The 14,491-nt window shown below is 69.9% G+C and carries 13 protein-coding genes; 7 read left to right on the top strand and 6 right to left on the bottom strand.

Annotated features, from left to right (window positions below; genetic code table 11):
• Positions 1-65 precede the first annotated feature (65 nt).
• Together ABZ848_RS38850 and ABZ848_RS38855 are read left to right on the top strand one after the other, a co-directional pair.
• Complete coding sequence (locus tag ABZ848_RS38850; protein ID WP_360839675.1) at positions 66-3,485, top strand: multifunctional oxoglutarate decarboxylase/oxoglutarate dehydrogenase thiamine pyrophosphate-binding subunit/dihydrolipoyllysine-residue succinyltransferase subunit; 3,420 nt, start codon at positions 66-68, stop codon at positions 3,483-3,485.
• 85 nt (positions 3,486-3,570) lie between these two features.
• Positions 3,571-3,753 (top strand): DUF6104 family protein, encoded by a 183-nt coding sequence (locus ABZ848_RS38855; RefSeq protein ID WP_164434833.1) that lies wholly within the window; start codon positions 3,571-3,573, stop codon positions 3,751-3,753.
• Positions 3,754-3,841: 88 nt separating this feature from the next.
• Here ABZ848_RS38855 and ABZ848_RS38860 read toward each other — a convergent pair whose 3' ends face one another.
• Complete coding sequence (locus ABZ848_RS38860; RefSeq protein WP_360839677.1) at positions 3,842-4,702, bottom strand: hypothetical protein; 861 nt, start codon at positions 4,700-4,702, stop codon at positions 3,842-3,844.
• 164 nt (positions 4,703-4,866) lie between these two features.
• On the opposite strand from ABZ848_RS38860, the gene ABZ848_RS38865 reads away from it, so the two are divergent.
• The gene (locus ABZ848_RS38865; RefSeq protein WP_360839850.1) at positions 4,867-5,934 is read left to right on the top strand and encodes a DUF4097 family beta strand repeat-containing protein; all 1,068 of its coding nucleotides are present in this window, start codon (positions 4,867-4,869) and stop codon (positions 5,932-5,934) included.
• 1 nt (position 5,935) lies between these two features.
• Positions 5,936-7,036, top strand: coding sequence for a helix-turn-helix transcriptional regulator (locus ABZ848_RS38870; protein ID WP_360839679.1), 1,101 nt, complete (start codon positions 5,936-5,938; stop codon positions 7,034-7,036).
• Positions 7,037-7,125: 89 nt separating this feature from the next.
• On the opposite strand, the gene ABZ848_RS38875 is transcribed toward ABZ848_RS38870, so the two are convergent.
• The 4 genes from ABZ848_RS38875 to ABZ848_RS38890 all read right to left on the bottom strand — a co-directional run bounded on the left by ABZ848_RS38875 (position 7,126) and on the right by ABZ848_RS38890 (position 10,419).
• Positions 7,126-7,692, bottom strand: a complete 567-nt coding sequence (locus tag ABZ848_RS38875; RefSeq protein WP_360839681.1) for a Clp protease N-terminal domain-containing protein — start codon at positions 7,690-7,692, stop codon at positions 7,126-7,128.
• Complete coding sequence (locus ABZ848_RS38880) at positions 7,692-7,901, bottom strand: HTH domain-containing protein (protein WP_016437953.1); 210 nt, start codon at positions 7,899-7,901, stop codon at positions 7,692-7,694. Before ABZ848_RS38880 ends, ABZ848_RS38875 begins: the two co-directional genes overlap by 1 nt.
• Positions 7,902-8,005: 104 nt before the next feature.
• Entirely contained in the window at positions 8,006-8,971 is a 966-nt protein-coding gene (locus tag ABZ848_RS38885) for a zinc-binding dehydrogenase (protein WP_360839683.1), read from the bottom strand.
• Between the two features lie 227 nt (positions 8,972-9,198).
• A complete protein-coding gene (locus tag ABZ848_RS38890; RefSeq protein WP_360839685.1) occupies positions 9,199-10,419 on the bottom strand; it encodes an NADP-dependent malic enzyme in 1,221 nt (406 codons plus the stop codon).
• 483 nt (positions 10,420-10,902) lie between these two features.
• Between ABZ848_RS38890 and ABZ848_RS38895 the strand changes: the two genes are divergently transcribed.
• The 3 genes from ABZ848_RS38895 to ABZ848_RS38905 are packed head-to-tail and all read left to right on the top strand — an operon-like array spanning position 10,903 to position 13,615.
• Positions 10,903-11,862, top strand: a complete 960-nt coding sequence (locus ABZ848_RS38895) for an ABC transporter substrate-binding protein (RefSeq protein ID WP_360839687.1) — start codon at positions 10,903-10,905, stop codon at positions 11,860-11,862.
• A gap of 44 nt (positions 11,863-11,906) precedes the next feature.
• Positions 11,907-12,845 (top strand): amino acid ABC transporter permease, encoded by a 939-nt coding sequence (locus ABZ848_RS38900; protein ID WP_360839689.1) that lies wholly within the window; start codon positions 11,907-11,909, stop codon positions 12,843-12,845.
• A complete protein-coding gene (locus ABZ848_RS38905; protein WP_360839691.1) occupies positions 12,842-13,615 on the top strand; it encodes an amino acid ABC transporter ATP-binding protein in 774 nt (257 codons plus the stop codon). The genes ABZ848_RS38900 and ABZ848_RS38905 overlap by 4 nt, the downstream gene beginning before the upstream one ends.
• A gap of 63 nt (positions 13,616-13,678) precedes the next feature.
• Here the strand turns inward: ABZ848_RS38905 and ABZ848_RS38910 are convergent, their stop codons facing one another.
• The gene (locus ABZ848_RS38910) at positions 13,679-14,446 is read right to left on the bottom strand and encodes a class I SAM-dependent methyltransferase (RefSeq protein WP_360839693.1); all 768 of its coding nucleotides are present in this window, start codon (positions 14,444-14,446) and stop codon (positions 13,679-13,681) included.
• Positions 14,447-14,491: the final 45 nt, after the last annotated feature.

A 14,491-nucleotide genomic window follows, 5' to 3' on the forward strand; every position in this document is an offset into this window, starting at 1 on the left:
TCTGCTGTTCCGGGCGCCTGCCGGGAGCAGCATCACCTACACCGTGAAGTGGGACCGCAAGCCGAGTGCCCCGGAGTGAGGCCGCCAAGGCCGCGCCCGCGACCGAGGCCGCCGACGGCCCCGAGCTGGTGACCCTGCGCGGCCCGGCCGCCGCCGTCGCGAAGAACATGAACGCCTCGCTGGAGCTGCCGACCGCCACCTCGGTCCGCGCGGTCCCGGTGAAGCTGCTGTTCGACAACCGCATCGTCATCAACAACCACCTCAAGCGCGCCCGGGGCGGGAAGATCTCCTTCACGCACCTGATCGGCTACGCGATGGTGCAGGCCATCAAGGCGATGCCGTCGATGAACTACTCCTTCGCGGAGAAGGACGGCAAGCCGACCCTGGTCAAGCCGGCCCACGTCAACTTCGGCCTCGCCATCGACCTGGTGAAGCCGAACGGCGACCGCCAGCTGGTCGTGGCGGGCATCAAGAAGGCCGAGACGCTGAACTTCTTCGAGTTCTGGCAGGCCTACGAGGACATCGTCCGCCGCGCCCGCGACGGCAAGCTGACGATGGACGACTTCACGGGCGTCACGGTCTCCCTGACCAACCCCGGCGGCCTCGGCACCGTCCACTCGGTCCCGCGTCTGATGCCCGGCCAGTCGGTCATCATGGGCGTCGGCTCCATGGACTACCCGGCCGAATTCCAGGGCACGAGCCAGGACACCCTGAACAAGCTCGGCATCTCGAAGGTCATGACGCTCACGTCGACCTACGACCACCGGGTCATCCAGGGCGCCGCCTCCGGCGAGTTCCTGCGGATCGTCGCGAACCTGCTGCTCGGCGAAGGCGGCTTCTACGACGAGATCTTCGAGTCGCTGCGCATCCCCTACGAGCCGGTCCGCTGGCTCAAGGACATCGACGCCTCGCACGACGACGACGTCACCAAGGCCGCCCGCGTCTTCGAGCTGATCCACTCCTACCGGGTCCGCGGCCATGTCATGGCCGACACCGACCCGCTGGAGTACCGCCAGCGCAAGCACCCCGACCTGGACATCACCGAGCACGGCCTCACGCTCTGGGACCTGGAGCGCGAGTTCGCCGTCGGCGGCTTCGCCGGCAAGTCGATGATGAAGCTGCGCGACATCCTCGGCGTGCTGCGCGACTCGTACTGCCGCACCACCGGCATCGAGTTCATGCACATCCAGGACCCGAAGCAGCGCAAGTGGATCCAGGACCGCGTGGAGCGCCCGCACTCCAAGCCGGAGCGCGAGGAGCAGCTGCGCATCCTGCGCCGCCTGAACGCGGCGGAGGCCTTCGAGACCTTCCTGCAGACGAAGTACGTCGGCCAGAAGCGCTTCAGCCTGGAGGGCGGCGAGTCCGTCATCCCGCTGCTGGACGCGGTGCTGGACAGCGCGGCCGAGTCCCGTCTCGACGAGGTCGTCATCGGCATGGCCCACCGGGGCCGCCTGAACGTTCTCGCGAACATCGTCGGCAAGTCGTACGCGCAGATCTTCCGCGAGTTCGAGGGCAACCTCGACCCGAAGTCGATGCACGGCTCCGGCGACGTGAAGTACCACCTGGGCGCCGAGGGCACCTTCACGGGCCTGGACGGCGAGCAGATCAAGGTCTCGCTGGCCGCGAACCCGTCCCACCTGGAGACGGTCGACCCGGTCATCGAGGGCATCGCCCGCGCCAAGCAGGACATCATCAACAAGGGCGGCACGGACTTCACGGTCCTGCCGGTCGCGCTGCACGGTGACGCGGCCTTCGCGGGCCAGGGCGTGGTGGCCGAGACCCTGAACATGTCGCAGCTGCGCGGCTACCGCACCGGCGGCACGGTCCACATCGTCATCAACAACCAGGTCGGCTTCACGGCGGCGCCCGAGTCCTCGCGCTCCTCCATGTACGCCACCGACGTGGCCCGCATGATCGAGGCCCCGATCTTCCACGTGAACGGCGACGACCCGGAGGCGGTCGTGCGTGTCGCTCGCCTGGCCTTCGAGTTCCGCCAGGCGTTCAACAAGGACGTGGTGATCGACCTCATCTGCTACCGCCGCCGCGGTCACAACGAGTCGGACAACCCGGCGTTCACGCAGCCGCTGATGTACGACCTGATCGACAAGAAGCGCTCGGTGCGCAAGCTGTACACCGAGTCGCTGATCGGCCGGGGCGACATCACGCTGGAAGAGGCCGAGCAGGCCCTTCAGGACTACCAGGGCCAGCTGGAGAAGGTCTTCACGGAGGTCCGCGAGGCCGTCACGGCCCAGCCCACCGCCGGCCCGGTCTCCGACCCGCAGGCCGAGTTCCCGGTCGCCGTGAACACCGCGATCTCCACCGAGACCGTGAAGCGGATCGCCGAGTCGCAGGTCAACATCCCGGACTCGTTCCACGTCCACCCGCGTCTGCTGCCGCAGCTGCAGCGCCGGGCGGCGATGGTCGAGGACGGCACGATCGACTGGGGCATGGGCGAGACGCTCGCCGTCGGCTCCCTGCTCCTGGAGGGCACCCCGGTCCGCCTGTCGGGCCAGGACTCCCAGCGCGGCACCTTCGGCCAGCGGCACGCGGTCCTCATCGACCGCGAGACGGGCGAGGAGCACACCCCGCTCCAGTACCTCGCCGAGGACCAGGCCCGCTACAACGTCTACAACTCCCTCCTGTCCGAGTACGCGGTCATGGGCTTCGAGTACGGCTACTCGCTGGCCCGCCCCGACGCGCTCGTGCTGTGGGAGGCCCAGTTCGGCGACTTCGTCAACGGCGCGCAGACAATCGTCGACGAGTACATCTCGGCGGCGGAGCAGAAGTGGGGCCAGACGTCCGGCGTCACCCTGCTCCTCCCGCACGGCTACGAGGGCCAGGGCCCGGACCACTCCTCGGCCCGGATCGAGCGCTTCCTGCAGCTGTGCGCCCAGAACAACATGACGGTCGCGGCGCCGACCCTCCCGTCGAACTACTTCCACCTCCTGCGGTGGCAGGTGCACAACCCGCACCACAAGCCGCTGGTGGTCTTCACCCCGAAGTCGATGCTGCGCCTCAAGGCCGCCGCGTCGAAGACGGAGGAGTTCACGTCGGGCCAGTTCCGCCCCGTCATCGGCGACACGACCGTGGACCCGTCCGCGGTCCGCAAGGTCGTCTTCGTCGCGGGCAAGCTGTACTACGACCTGGAGGCGGAGCGCACGAAGCGCGGCGCCACGGACATCGCGATCGTCCGCGTCGAGCGGCTGTACCCGCTGCCGGGTGCGGAGCTTCAGGCGGAGATCGCGAAGTACCCGAACGTCGAGAAGTACCTGTGGGCCCAGGAGGAGCCGGCGAACCAGGGCGCGTGGCCCTTCATCGCCCTCAACCTGATCGACCACCTGGACCTGGCGGTCGGCGCGGACGTCCCGCACGGCGAGCGCCTGCGCCGCATCTCGCGCCCGCACAGCTCGTCCCCGGCCGTCGGTTCCGCGAAGCGGCACCAAGCCGAGCAGGAGCAGTTGGTGCGTGAGGTGTTCGAGGCGTAACCGCTCTCGAAGGCTGTTCATGACCGGGCCGCACCCCTCTTCAGGGGGTGCGGCCCGGCCGTTTGCGCGCACTTATCCTTGAGCCATGTACTTCACCGACCGAGGCATCGAAGAGCTGGAGAAGCGGCGCGGCGAGGAGGAGGTCAGCTTCGAGTGGCTGGCCGAGCAGCTGCGTACGTTCGTCGACCTCAATCCGGACTTCGAGGTGCCGGTGGAGCGGCTGGCGACGTGGCTGGCGCGGCTGGACGACGAGGACGACGACGAGTAGGCCGGTTCGACACGGGGCGCCTCTTCGGGGGCGCCTTTTTGGGTTTTCGGAGGCGCCTTCTGGGATTTCGGGGGCGGCTTCGTGGGTTTCAGTCTCTCGGCCGCATCAGTTCGTACGTCAGTCCCAGCGCCCCGTGCGCCAGCAGCAGCGCCCCCGCCACAGCCCAGCCGCCGCTGCGGTGCCGTAGGCCCCAGATCGTCAACGGGAGGCCCGCTGTCACCTGGGCCAGGGCCAGGGCGCGGGAGCGGGGTGTGCCGGAGCCGGGGAGCCAGGGGCCCAGGCGGGTGCCCTCGACCGCGTCCAGTTCCGCCCGTACCGCTTCCCGCCAGCCCGGCCACTCCACCGAGCGGACATCTCGCCGGGCGCGGGCGACCTCGTGGAGGCGGTCGGCGGGGTCGCCGGGAGTGAGACCCGTGGGGAGGGTGACGCCCGCGTGGGTGAGGACGGCGAGGAGGCCGCGGAGGCGGGCTCGGGCGTCGGCCGTGGGGTCCGGTTTCGTCAGGTGGTCCAGGGACTGGACGTCCAGGACCGGGTCGAGGCCCAGGCGGGCCGCGAAGGTGCGCATCGCCTCGTCCTCGCCGGCCGGGGTGCCGTTGGTGAGCCAGACGTAGCCGACGGGTCGGCGGAAGCCGGAGGCGAGGGTGTAGCCGGCGCGGTCCGCGTCCCACCACAGGGCGAGTACGGGCCAGGGGGCGCCGACGGCCAGAGCGGTGGCCCAGCCGGTCAGGACGCGGTCCACGGGCTCGCCGCCGTGCAGCCACGGCTTGCCCTCGGGGACCAGGACGCTCCAGGTGTCACCGGCGCCGGTCAGCAGCATGGGTTCGCGCAGCAGGTGGGCGGCGGGGGCGACGGTCTCGGGCTCGGCGCGGCAGAGCAGCAGGGCGCCGGCGGCGGGACCGGCGGGGCCGGCAGGACCGGCGGGGCCTGAGCGGGGATCTTCCGTCGACATGGTCACAAAGTATGGCGATTCATGGCTCTTCGCTGCATTTGGCGTCGCGGTCAACTTCAAGGCGACAGCATCCCTGGAAAGAGTGTCTTGACTTTCGACGTCCGCGATATATCGTGAATTGCAGGAGACGCGATATGGCGCGTTACGACGGGGAGGTCTGCACCATGTCCGAGTGGTCCCTCGCAGAGCCGAGGAAGCTCACGTTCGAAGAGCCCGTGAGGGAGCTCCACGTACGCATCGTCAACGGAACGGTGAACGTGGTGGGCACGGAAGAAGGTTCCGCGCGCCTGGAGGTCTCGCAGATCGAGGGGCCACCCCTGGTGGTGACCCAGCAGGGCGGCACGCTCACGGTGGCGTACGACGACCTGCCCTGGAAGGGCTTCCTCAAGTGGCTCGACCGGAAGGGGTGGCGGCGCAGTGCCGTCGTCTCCCTCGCCGTGCCGACCGAGACGCGCGTCGAGGTGGGCGTCGTCGGTGCCGCGGCCGTGGTGTCCGGGATCGACGGGCACGCGGAGGTGAAGGGCGTCACCGGGGACACGACACTCGTGGGGCTCACCGGCAGGGTCCGCGCGGACACCGTCTCGGGGAACGTGGAGGCGCAGGCGCTGCGTGGAGACCTCCGTTTCAACTCCGTCTCGGGGGATCTGACCGTCGTCGAGGCGGGCTCCTCGGTCAAGGCGGACTCGGTGAGCGGCTCGATGATCGTCGACCTGGACCCGGCGAGCCGTCCGACCGACATCAACCTGACCAGCGTCTCCGGCGAGATCGCCATCCGGCTGCCCCACCCGGCCGACGCGGAGGTGGAGGCGAACACCGCGAGCGGCACGGTGTCGAACGCCTTCGAGGACCTGCGGGTCAGCGGCCAGTGGGGCGCCAAGCGGATCACCGGCCGCCTCGGCTCGGGCAACGGCAGCCTGAAGGCGACGACGGTCTCGGGCTCGATCGCCCTGCTGCGGCGGCCCGCGGCGGAGGACGAGCCATGGGACGTGGACCCCGAGGACATCGGTCCGGTGGTGGAGGACGCGGGACCGGGGGCCGACGCGGGACCGAGGACCGAAGCAGGCCCGGAGACCAACACGGGACCGAACGCCGACGCGGGCCCGGCGGACACCCCGCCCGACGAGGGACACAGCGACTCGGGGGACAATTCCGCTTCCGGCCAGGGCGACGGCGCCGACGACGGTTCCCGTGACGCCCCGGCCGACGGCACGACCGACAAGAAGGTGCTCTGACATGCCCCCCGTGTTCGCCCATGGCCGCCTCCGCCTCTACCTGCTGAAGCTGCTGGACGAGGCCCCGCGCCATGGTTACGAGGTGATCCGCCTCCTGGAGGAGCGGTTCCAGGGGCTGTACGCACCGTCGGCGGGCACCGTCTACCCCCGCCTGGCCAAGCTGGAGGCCGAGGGCCTGGTCACCCACACCACCGAGGGCGGCCGCAAGGTGTACGCCATCACGGACGCGGGGCGGGCCGAACTGGCCGACCGCAGCGGCGAGTTGGCAGACCTGGAGCTGGAGATCCGGGAGTCGGTCGCGGAGCTCGCGGCGGAGATCCGGGCCGACGTACGGGGCGCGGCGGGTGATCTGCGGCGCGAGATGCGGGCCGCCGCGTCGGAGGCCAGGCGCGCCCCCGGCGGCAAGGGCCACGGCGAGAAGGACGGCCCTCTCGGCGACTTCGCGGACTACGCCGACAAGGAGGCCTGGCGTGCCGCCAAGGAGGAGATGCGGCGGGTCAAGCAGGAGTGGAAGGAGCAGGCCCGGCGTGCCAAGGACGAGAGCCGCCGCGCCCGCGAGGAGGCCCAGCGGGCCCGGCGCCAGGCCAAGGAGGCGCAGGAGCGGGCCCGGGAGCAGGCGCAGGAGGAGCTGCAGCGCATCGCCAAGCGGGTCCAGGATCAGGTCCAGGACCACTTCGCGCGGGGCGACTGGCCGACGGGCGTACGGGAGGGCCTGACCGAACTGGCCAAGGAGTTCGGCGACTTCGGGAAGGACTTCGGCAAGGGGCTCGGGAAGGACTTCGGCTTCGGAAGGGGCGGAAGCGGTACGACGGGGAAGGGCGCGGGTGCGGCGGCGTCGGAGCCGGGGGCGTCGGAGCCGGGGGCCGAGTACTCGTACACCCCGGAGGACTTCCCCGCCGAGTACGAACCGGCGTGGGCGCACGAGGACTCCAGCGGGGACGCGGCCCGCGACCTGGACCGCCTGCTCGACCGCTTCCGCGACGACATCCGCGACGCGGCCCGCGACCACGGGGTGACGGACGACCAACTCCGCGACGCCCGCCGCCACTTGTCGACGGCGGCGGCGCACATCGGGGCGATACTGCGGACGCCGAAGGCGTAACGGGAGGGGACGGGAGGGGCTTCCCGGCCGGGCGGTCCGGAGGCTCCCGTCGCCGCCCGGCGGCGCGGCCTGCGTTCAGGGCCGGCCGCTCAGCCCGCCTTGGCCTCCCCTCCCCCGTACAGCACCCGGATCAACGCCTCGTACGTCACGCCGTGTTCGGCCAGGATCTCGGCCGGTACGCCGGGGCGGGTCGTGAGGGCCAGGAGGATGTGTTCGTCGCCGATGTGGCGGTCGCCGCGGGCGACGGCCGTACGCAAGGAGGTTTCCAGGACCGTCTTGGCGTCGCGGCCGAAGGTGCGGCGGCCCGACCACCAGCCCTTGTCCCGGCGGTCGCCGGACATAGCCCCCGCTCCGTGCACCGCCTCGACCCGGGCGACGATCTCCGACACGTCGATGCCGAGGCCGGCGAGGGCGTCGGTGTCGGCCCGGGTGAGGCCCGCGCGGCGGCGCGCCTCGGCGACGGACTGCCGTACCGCTTCCGCGCGTTCACCGGCCGCCCCCAGCGAGGTGAGCGCGAAGGAGGCGCGGCTCGCACGGCGGTCGAGGAGGGCGAGCAGGACGTGGTCGGCCTCGACGGATCGGGACCCCGACCGTTCCGCCTGCTCGACGGCGCCCTGCACCACCGCGCGGGCGTCCTTCGTGAACCGTTCGAACATCAATGCCTCCCGTACTTCTTGTGGACGGCCTGCCTGCTCACACCGAGTTCCGCGGCGATCTCCTGCCACGACCAGCCCTGATTGCGCGCACTGCGCACCTGCACCGCCTCCAGCTGTTCCAGCAGCCTGCGCAGTGCGGCGACGGCGCGCAGTCCGACGCGTGGATCGCGGTCGCCCGCGCGCTCGGCGAGATCCGTTGCTTCGGTCATGGTGTCAACTTACGTTGACAAAGGCGCCGCGTCAACCGTAGTTGACAAACGCCGACGGCCGCCCCGAAGAGACAGGGCGGCCGTCGGTGTCCGGGCGGAATCCGTCAGTCGTTGGTCAGCACTACCTTCCCGAACAGTTCGCCGGACTCCATCCGCTCGAAGCCCTCGCGCGCCCGGTCCATCGGGAGGATCTCGTCGATGACGGGGCGTACGCCCGTCGCGGCGCAGAAGGAGAGCAGGTCCTCCAGCTCGTCCTTGGTGCCCATGGTGGAGCCGACGACCTTGAGTTCGAGGAAGAAGATGCGGGTCAGCTCGGCGTGCGAGGGGCGGTCGCCACTCGTCGCGCCGGAGATGACCAGCGTGCCGCCGGGTCGCAGCGACTTGATCGAATGCGACCAGGTGGCCGCGCCGACGGTCTCGATGACGGCGTCGACACGCTGCGGCAGCCGCGCGCCGGACTCCACCGCCTCCACGGCGCCCAGTTCCACCGCCCGCTTCCGCTTGGCCTCGTCCCGGCTGGTGGCGAAGACCCGCAGGCCCGCCGCCTTGCCGAGCACGATCGCGGCCGTGGCGACACCGCCGCCCGCGCCCTGGACGAGGACCGAGTCGCCGGGCCGTACACCGGCGTTGGTGAAGAGCATGCGGTACGCCGTCAGCCAGGCCGTCGGCAGACAGGCCGCCTCGGCGAAGGAGAGTTCCTTGGGCTTGGGCAGGACGTTCCAGGTCGGTACGGCGACCTGCTCGGCGAAGGTGCCCTGGTAGCGCTCGGTGAGGATGGAACGGGGTTCCCTGGGGCCGACGCCGTGACCGGACTGGCCGATGACGGAGTGCAGGACGACCTCGTTGCCGTCCTCGTCGACGCCGGCGGCGTCGCAGCCGAGGATCATCGGCAGTCGTTCCTCGGGCAGGCCCACGCCTCGCAGCGACCAGAGGTCGTGGTGGTTGAGGGAGGCGGCCTTGACGTTGACGACACTCCAGCCGGAACGGGCCTCGGGAGCGGGACGGTCCCCGAGTTCAAGGCCGTTGAGTGGCTGGTCGCGGTCGATTCGGGCTGCGTAGACGGCGAACATGACAACGACGATAGGTGTCGCTCGCCTCCGGCGGTACGGCAGGGGGCTGTGACACACGCCCTCTTGCAAGGTGGCCGGGCGTCGGCGTGGCCGTGGATGACACGGCCGTCGGCCGCCAGTGGCGAGCGCCACCCACGGCAAACGCCCGCCCCTCAATCATCCGAACGGGCGGGCGGGTGAGTAAAGAAATGGCCCCGCCCGGACGGACGGGGCCATTTCACGCAACGTCAGCGGCGAGCCACGCCCTCCGCCCTCGCCGCCGCGGCCACCGCCGCCGTAACCGCCGGCGCCACCCGCTCGTCGAACGGCGAGGGAATGACATAGTCCGCGGCGAGATCGTCACCGACGACCCCGGCCAGCGCCTCCGCCGCCGCGATCTTCATGCCCTCCGTGATCCGGGACGCCCGGACCTGCAGCGCGCCCGCGAAGATGCCCGGGAACGCCAGCACGTTGTTGATCTGGTTCGGGAAGTCGGAACGACCCGTCGCCACGACCGCCGCGTACTTGTGCGCGACGTCCGGGTGCACCTCCGGGTTCGGGTTGGCCATGGCGAAGACGAACGCGCCCTCCGCCATCGAGGCCACCGCCGACTCCGGCACCGTACCGCCGGAGACGCCGATGAAGACGTCCGCGCCTGACAGCGCGTCCTCAAGGGACCCGCTGAGGCCCGCCTTGTTGGTGAAGCCGGCGACCTCCCGCTTGACGTCCGTCAGGTCGTCCCGGTCGGCCGACACGATGCCCTTGCGGTCGGCGACGGCCACGTCCCCGATGCCGGCCTCGACCAGCATCTTGGCGATGGCGACACCGGCCGCGCCGGCGCCCGAGATGACCGCGCGCAGGTCCGCGATGGACCGGCCGCTCAGCCGCGCGGCGTTCCGGAGCGCCGCCAGCGTCACGACCGCCGTACCGTGCTGGTCGTCGTGGAAGACCGGGATGTCCAGCCGCTCCTGGAGCTTGCGCTCGATCTCGAAGCACCGCGGCGCCGAGATGTCCTCCAGGTTGACGCCACCGAAGGACGGGGCCAGCCGGACCACGGTCTCGACGATCTCGTCCACGCCGGTGCAGTCGAGCGCGATCGGCACCGCGTCGACGCCGCCGAACTGCTTGAACAGGATGGCCTTGCCCTCCATCACGGGGAGGGAGGCCTCCGGGCCGATGTCGCCGAGCCCGAGCACCGCCGTGCCGTCGGTGACGACGGCCACCACGGACGACTTCCACGTGTAGTCGTGGACCAGCTCCGGCTGCTCGGCGATCGCGGTGCACACCCGCGCGACGCCGGGCGTGTACGCGAGGGACAGGTCGTCCTTGTCGCGGACCGGCACGGTGGCCTGCACGGCCATCTTGCCGCCGCGGTGCAGCGCGAACGCCGGATCGAAGGAATCGAGAGGCTCGGCCCCCTCCTGATCCGTACTGCTGTCGCTGCGAGGATTGACGATCTCCGCTGCCACTTTGTTTACCCCTTAAGTCTTCATTGGTTGAGGGTGGCCACTCCTGGTGAGAAGTGGGCGGGACCGCATATGCCCCGATCTATTGATGCGTACGGGTCATACGCGACGGGCGCGCCGCACACGCGCCTCGAGCCCCGGATGAGGGGTGTAAAGAACCTTCTTACCGGACGGACCGCACCGAAGACGAGTCCAATTGCGGGAACAGTGATCAACACCTCGGGGACCGGTCCGCATCGTGGACGCGGCGAAGATCCTGCGGCCGGAACGCCGGATTCCCGCAGAAGGTCCGCAGATGGCGGGGGCATCATGTCCGAACATGGTGCGTTTCGAGGGTCACCCGTTATCCGATTTTGACATCGTGGGCACCCTGAACGGCTCCGTCCGAATGGCAAGATGCGGTAAACCCACGAGGTCGCGACACCCGAAGGTGTGTGTTCTCGTCGACCCATCGGCAACTCCACCCATCCGCCGGAGGAACCCAAAATGACCGCAAGCTCCACCCGTCGTACCACCGCCGCGCACCACCGTCTGGCCGCGGTCGGTGCGATCGCGGTCGCAGGCGCCCTGGTCCTCACCGGCTGCGGTGACCAGACCAAGGACAAGGACAACGGCAGCAGCAGCGCCTCCACCAGCTCGGCCCCGCTGGCCGACAAGCTGCCCCAGGCCATCAAGGACAAGGGCGTCATCAAGGTCGGCTCCGACATCGCGTACGCGCCGGTCGAGTTCAAGGACAACTCCGGCAAGGTCGTCGGCATCGACCCGGACCTGGCCGCCGCGATGGGCAAGCAGCTCGGCGTGACCTTCCAGTTCGAGAACGGCACCTTCGACGCGCTGCTCACCGGTCTGCGTTCCAACCGGTACGACATCGCCATGTCCGCGATGACCGACAACAAGAACCGCCAGGAGGGCGTCGACCCCGACACGGGCAAGAAGGTCGGCGAGGGCGTCGACTTCGTCGACTACCTGACCGCCGGTGTCTCGATCTACACCCGCAAGGGCGACACCGAGAACATCGCCTCGTGGTCGGACCTGTGCGGCAAGAAGCTCGCGGTCGAGCGCGGCACCGTCTCGGAGGACCTGGCCAAGGCCGAGACCAAGAAGTGCACCGGCGGCAAGAAGATCACCATCGAGGCCTTCGACGACGACCAGCAGTCCCAGACCCGGCTGCGCTCCGGCGGCGCCGACGCGGCCTCCTCCGACTTCCCGGTGGCGGCGTACGCGGTGAAGACCTCGGGCGGCGGCAAGGACTTCGAGATCGTCGGCGACCAGGTCGAGGCGGCCCCGTACGGCATCGCGGTCTCCAAGGACGACACCCAGCTGCGCGACGCGCTCCAGGCCGCGATGAACGCCGTCATCAAGAGCGGCGAGTACCAGAAGATCCTCGACAAGTGGGGTGCGGAGGACGGCGCCGTCAAGGAGTCCGTGATCAACGGCGGCAAGTGACGCCTGCCCACGGCCACCGAGACGGGCACTGAGAGGCAACACCCGTGACTTCTGACATCGACAAGACGGCGGGGCCGAAGGACACGCCCCCGGCCGGACCGGAGGCCATCAAGGCCATTCCGGTCCGGCACTACGGGCGGTACGTCACCGCCGTGATCGCGATCGGCATCCTGGTCGCGATCATCTACGCGTTCGGCCAGGGCAAGATCAACTGGCACGCGGTCCCCGACTACTTCTTCGACGACCGGATCCTGAAGGGCGTCTACAAGACGCTCCTGCTCACGGTCCTGTCGATGCTGATCGGCATCGCCGGCGGCATCGGCCTGGCGGTCATGCGGCTGTCGAAGAACCCGGTGACCTCGTCGATCGCCTGGTTCTACATCTGGTTCTTCCGCGGCACCCCGGTCCTGGTCCAGCTGTTCCTCTGGTTCAACCTGGGCCTGGTCTTCGAGTACATCAACCTCGGGCCGATCTACAAGAACTACTGGTCCGACTTCATGACGCCGCTGCTGACGGCGCTGCTCGGCCTCGGCCTCAACGAGGCGGCGTACATGGCCGAGATCTGCCGCGCCGGCCTGCTCGCCGTCGACGAGGGCCAGACCGAGGCCGCCCACGCGCTGGGCATGAGCCACGGCAAGACGCTGCGCCGGATCGTGATCCCGCAGGCGATGCGTGTGATCGTGCCGCCGACGGGCAACGAGGTCATCAACATGCTGAAGACGACCTCGCTCGTGGCGGCCGTCCAGTATCCGGAGCTCTTCCGCTACGCCCAGGACATCGGCCAGAACTCCGGTGCCCCGGTGGAGATGTACTTCCTCGCCGCGGCCTGGTACCTGATCATGACCTCGGTCCTGAGCGTGGGCCAGTACTACATCGAGCGGTACTACGCGCGCGGCTCCAGCCGCGCCCTGCCGCCGACGCCCCTGCAGAAGATCCGGGCGAACCTGTTCTCCATCGGCCGCCCGAAGGGAGGCACGGCATGACCGACTCGACGGTCGCCATGGTCAAGTCCGAGGGCGTGCACAAGTCATTCGGCCCGGTCGAGGTCCTCAAGGGCATCGACCTGGAGGTGAAGTCCGGCGAGGTCTTCTGCCTGATCGGCCCCTCCGGCTCCGGCAAGTCCACCTTCCTGCGGTGCATCAACCACCTGGAGAAGGTCAACGCCGGGCGGCTGTACGTCGACGGGGAGCTCGTCGGCTACCGCCAGAAGGGCGACAAGCTGTACGAGCTCAAGGACAGCGAGGTCGCGCTCAAGCGCCGGGACATCGGCATGGTCTTCCAGCGCTTCAACCTGTTCCCGCACATGACCGCGCTGGAGAACGTCATCGAGGCGCCGGTCCAGGTCAAGGGCCAGAACAAGGCGGAGGCCAGGGAGCGCGCCCAACAGCTCCTGGAGCGCGTGGGCCTGGCCGACAAGGCCGGCAACTACCCCTCGCAGCTCTCCGGCGGCCAGCAGCAGCGCGTCGCCATCGCCCGGGCTTTGGCCATGGACCCGAAGCTGATGCTCTTCGACGAGCCGACCTCGGCCCTCGACCCGGAGCTGGTCGGCGACGTCCTCGACGTCATGCGCGACCTCGCCGAGTCCGGCATGACGATGGTCGTCGTCACCCACGAGATGGGCTTCGCCCGCGAGGTCGGCGACAGCCTGGTCTTCATGGACGGCGGAGTGGTGGTCGAGTCCGGCGACCCGCGCGAGGTCCTGACCAACCCGCAGCACGAACGGACACAGGCGTTCCTGTCCAAGGTGCTCTAGCGGTACGACGGGAAAGGGGCGGTACGGGCACTCCGTACCGCCCCTTCTCGCTTGCCCGGTGGGCTACTTGAGCGCGAGCAGCAGGGTGTCCGAGGGCGAGCACCACACCGGCCGGGCCTCCCCGAAGCCCGCCGCGCGCAGCGTCCGCGCGTGCCAGGCCGGCGAGGGCATGTCGCCGTCGGCGTGCTCGCCGTAGATCTCGTAGCGGCGGGCGGTGGGTTCGGCCAGCACCGGGTCCTGCGCGGCGAGCTGCCACCACTCGGCCCAGTCCAGCGCCCCGTCGCGCTTGGCCTGATCCATTCCGGCGTGCCGCCGCGCCCGCTCGGCCGCGTTGATCCGGGGCGTCGTCTCGTCGATCATGTGGTCCGCGTTCATGAAGACACCGCCGTCGCGGACGAGTTCCGCGACCTGACCGTAGAGGGCCGCGAGGGGTTCGCTGTGCAGCCAGTGCAGGGCCGTGGCGGTCAGGACGGCGTCGTACGAGTCGTACGGCAGCCTCGCCGTCCACTCCGGGTCCTTGAGGTCGGCGGTGACGAAGGAGACCCGCTCGTCGCCCTCGAAGGTGCCGCGGGCGATGGCCAGCAGCGCCGGGTCGAGGTCGACGCCCGTGCTGGTGGCGTCGGGGAAGCGGGCCAGCAGCCGGGCCGTGATGCTGCCCGTGCCGCAGGCCAGGTCGAGGACGCGCGGCGCGGAACCGGCGAGGGCCTCGACCATGTCCAGCATGATGCGGAACCGCTCCTCGCGGTCCGGCATGTACCACTCCTGCTGCCGGTCCCAGCTCTCCTGCCAGGCCTGCCAGTCGGTTCCGGTCGTTCCGGTGCTCGTGGCCATGGAAGCCCCCTCCGCAGACACAGTCGTAATACCCTGGAAGTACAA

This window comes from Streptomyces sp. NPDC047081 (assembly GCF_040643775.1).
GTDB lineage: Bacteria > Actinomycetota > Actinomycetes > Streptomycetales > Streptomycetaceae > Streptomyces.

Excerpts from the sequence above, each read along its gene's own strand:
- ABZ848_RS38860 (WP_360839677.1), bottom strand. The coding sequence starts at position 4,702 with ATGTCGACGGAAGATCCCCGCTCAGGCCCCGCCGGTCCTGCCGGCCCC.
- ABZ848_RS38905 (WP_360839691.1), top strand. The coding sequence starts at position 12,842 with ATGACCGACTCGACGGTCGCCATGGTCAAGTCCGAGGGCGTGCACAAG.
- ABZ848_RS38855 (WP_164434833.1), top strand. The coding sequence starts at position 3,571 with ATGTACTTCACCGACCGAGGCATCGAAGAGCTGGAGAAGCGGCGCGGC.
- ABZ848_RS38875 (WP_360839681.1), bottom strand. The coding sequence starts at position 7,692 with ATGTTCGAACGGTTCACGAAGGACGCCCGCGCGGTGGTGCAGGGCGCC.
- ABZ848_RS38885 (WP_360839683.1), bottom strand. The coding sequence starts at position 8,971 with ATGTTCGCCGTCTACGCAGCCCGAATCGACCGCGACCAGCCACTCAAC.
- ABZ848_RS38880 (WP_016437953.1), bottom strand. The coding sequence starts at position 7,901 with ATGACCGAAGCAACGGATCTCGCCGAGCGCGCGGGCGACCGCGATCCA.
- ABZ848_RS38865 (WP_360839850.1), top strand. The coding sequence starts at position 4,867 with ATGTCCGAGTGGTCCCTCGCAGAGCCGAGGAAGCTCACGTTCGAAGAG.
- ABZ848_RS38870 (WP_360839679.1), top strand. The coding sequence starts at position 5,936 with ATGCCCCCCGTGTTCGCCCATGGCCGCCTCCGCCTCTACCTGCTGAAG.
- ABZ848_RS38910 (WP_360839693.1), bottom strand. The coding sequence starts at position 14,446 with ATGGCCACGAGCACCGGAACGACCGGAACCGACTGGCAGGCCTGGCAG.
- ABZ848_RS38895 (WP_360839687.1), top strand. The coding sequence starts at position 10,903 with ATGACCGCAAGCTCCACCCGTCGTACCACCGCCGCGCACCACCGTCTG.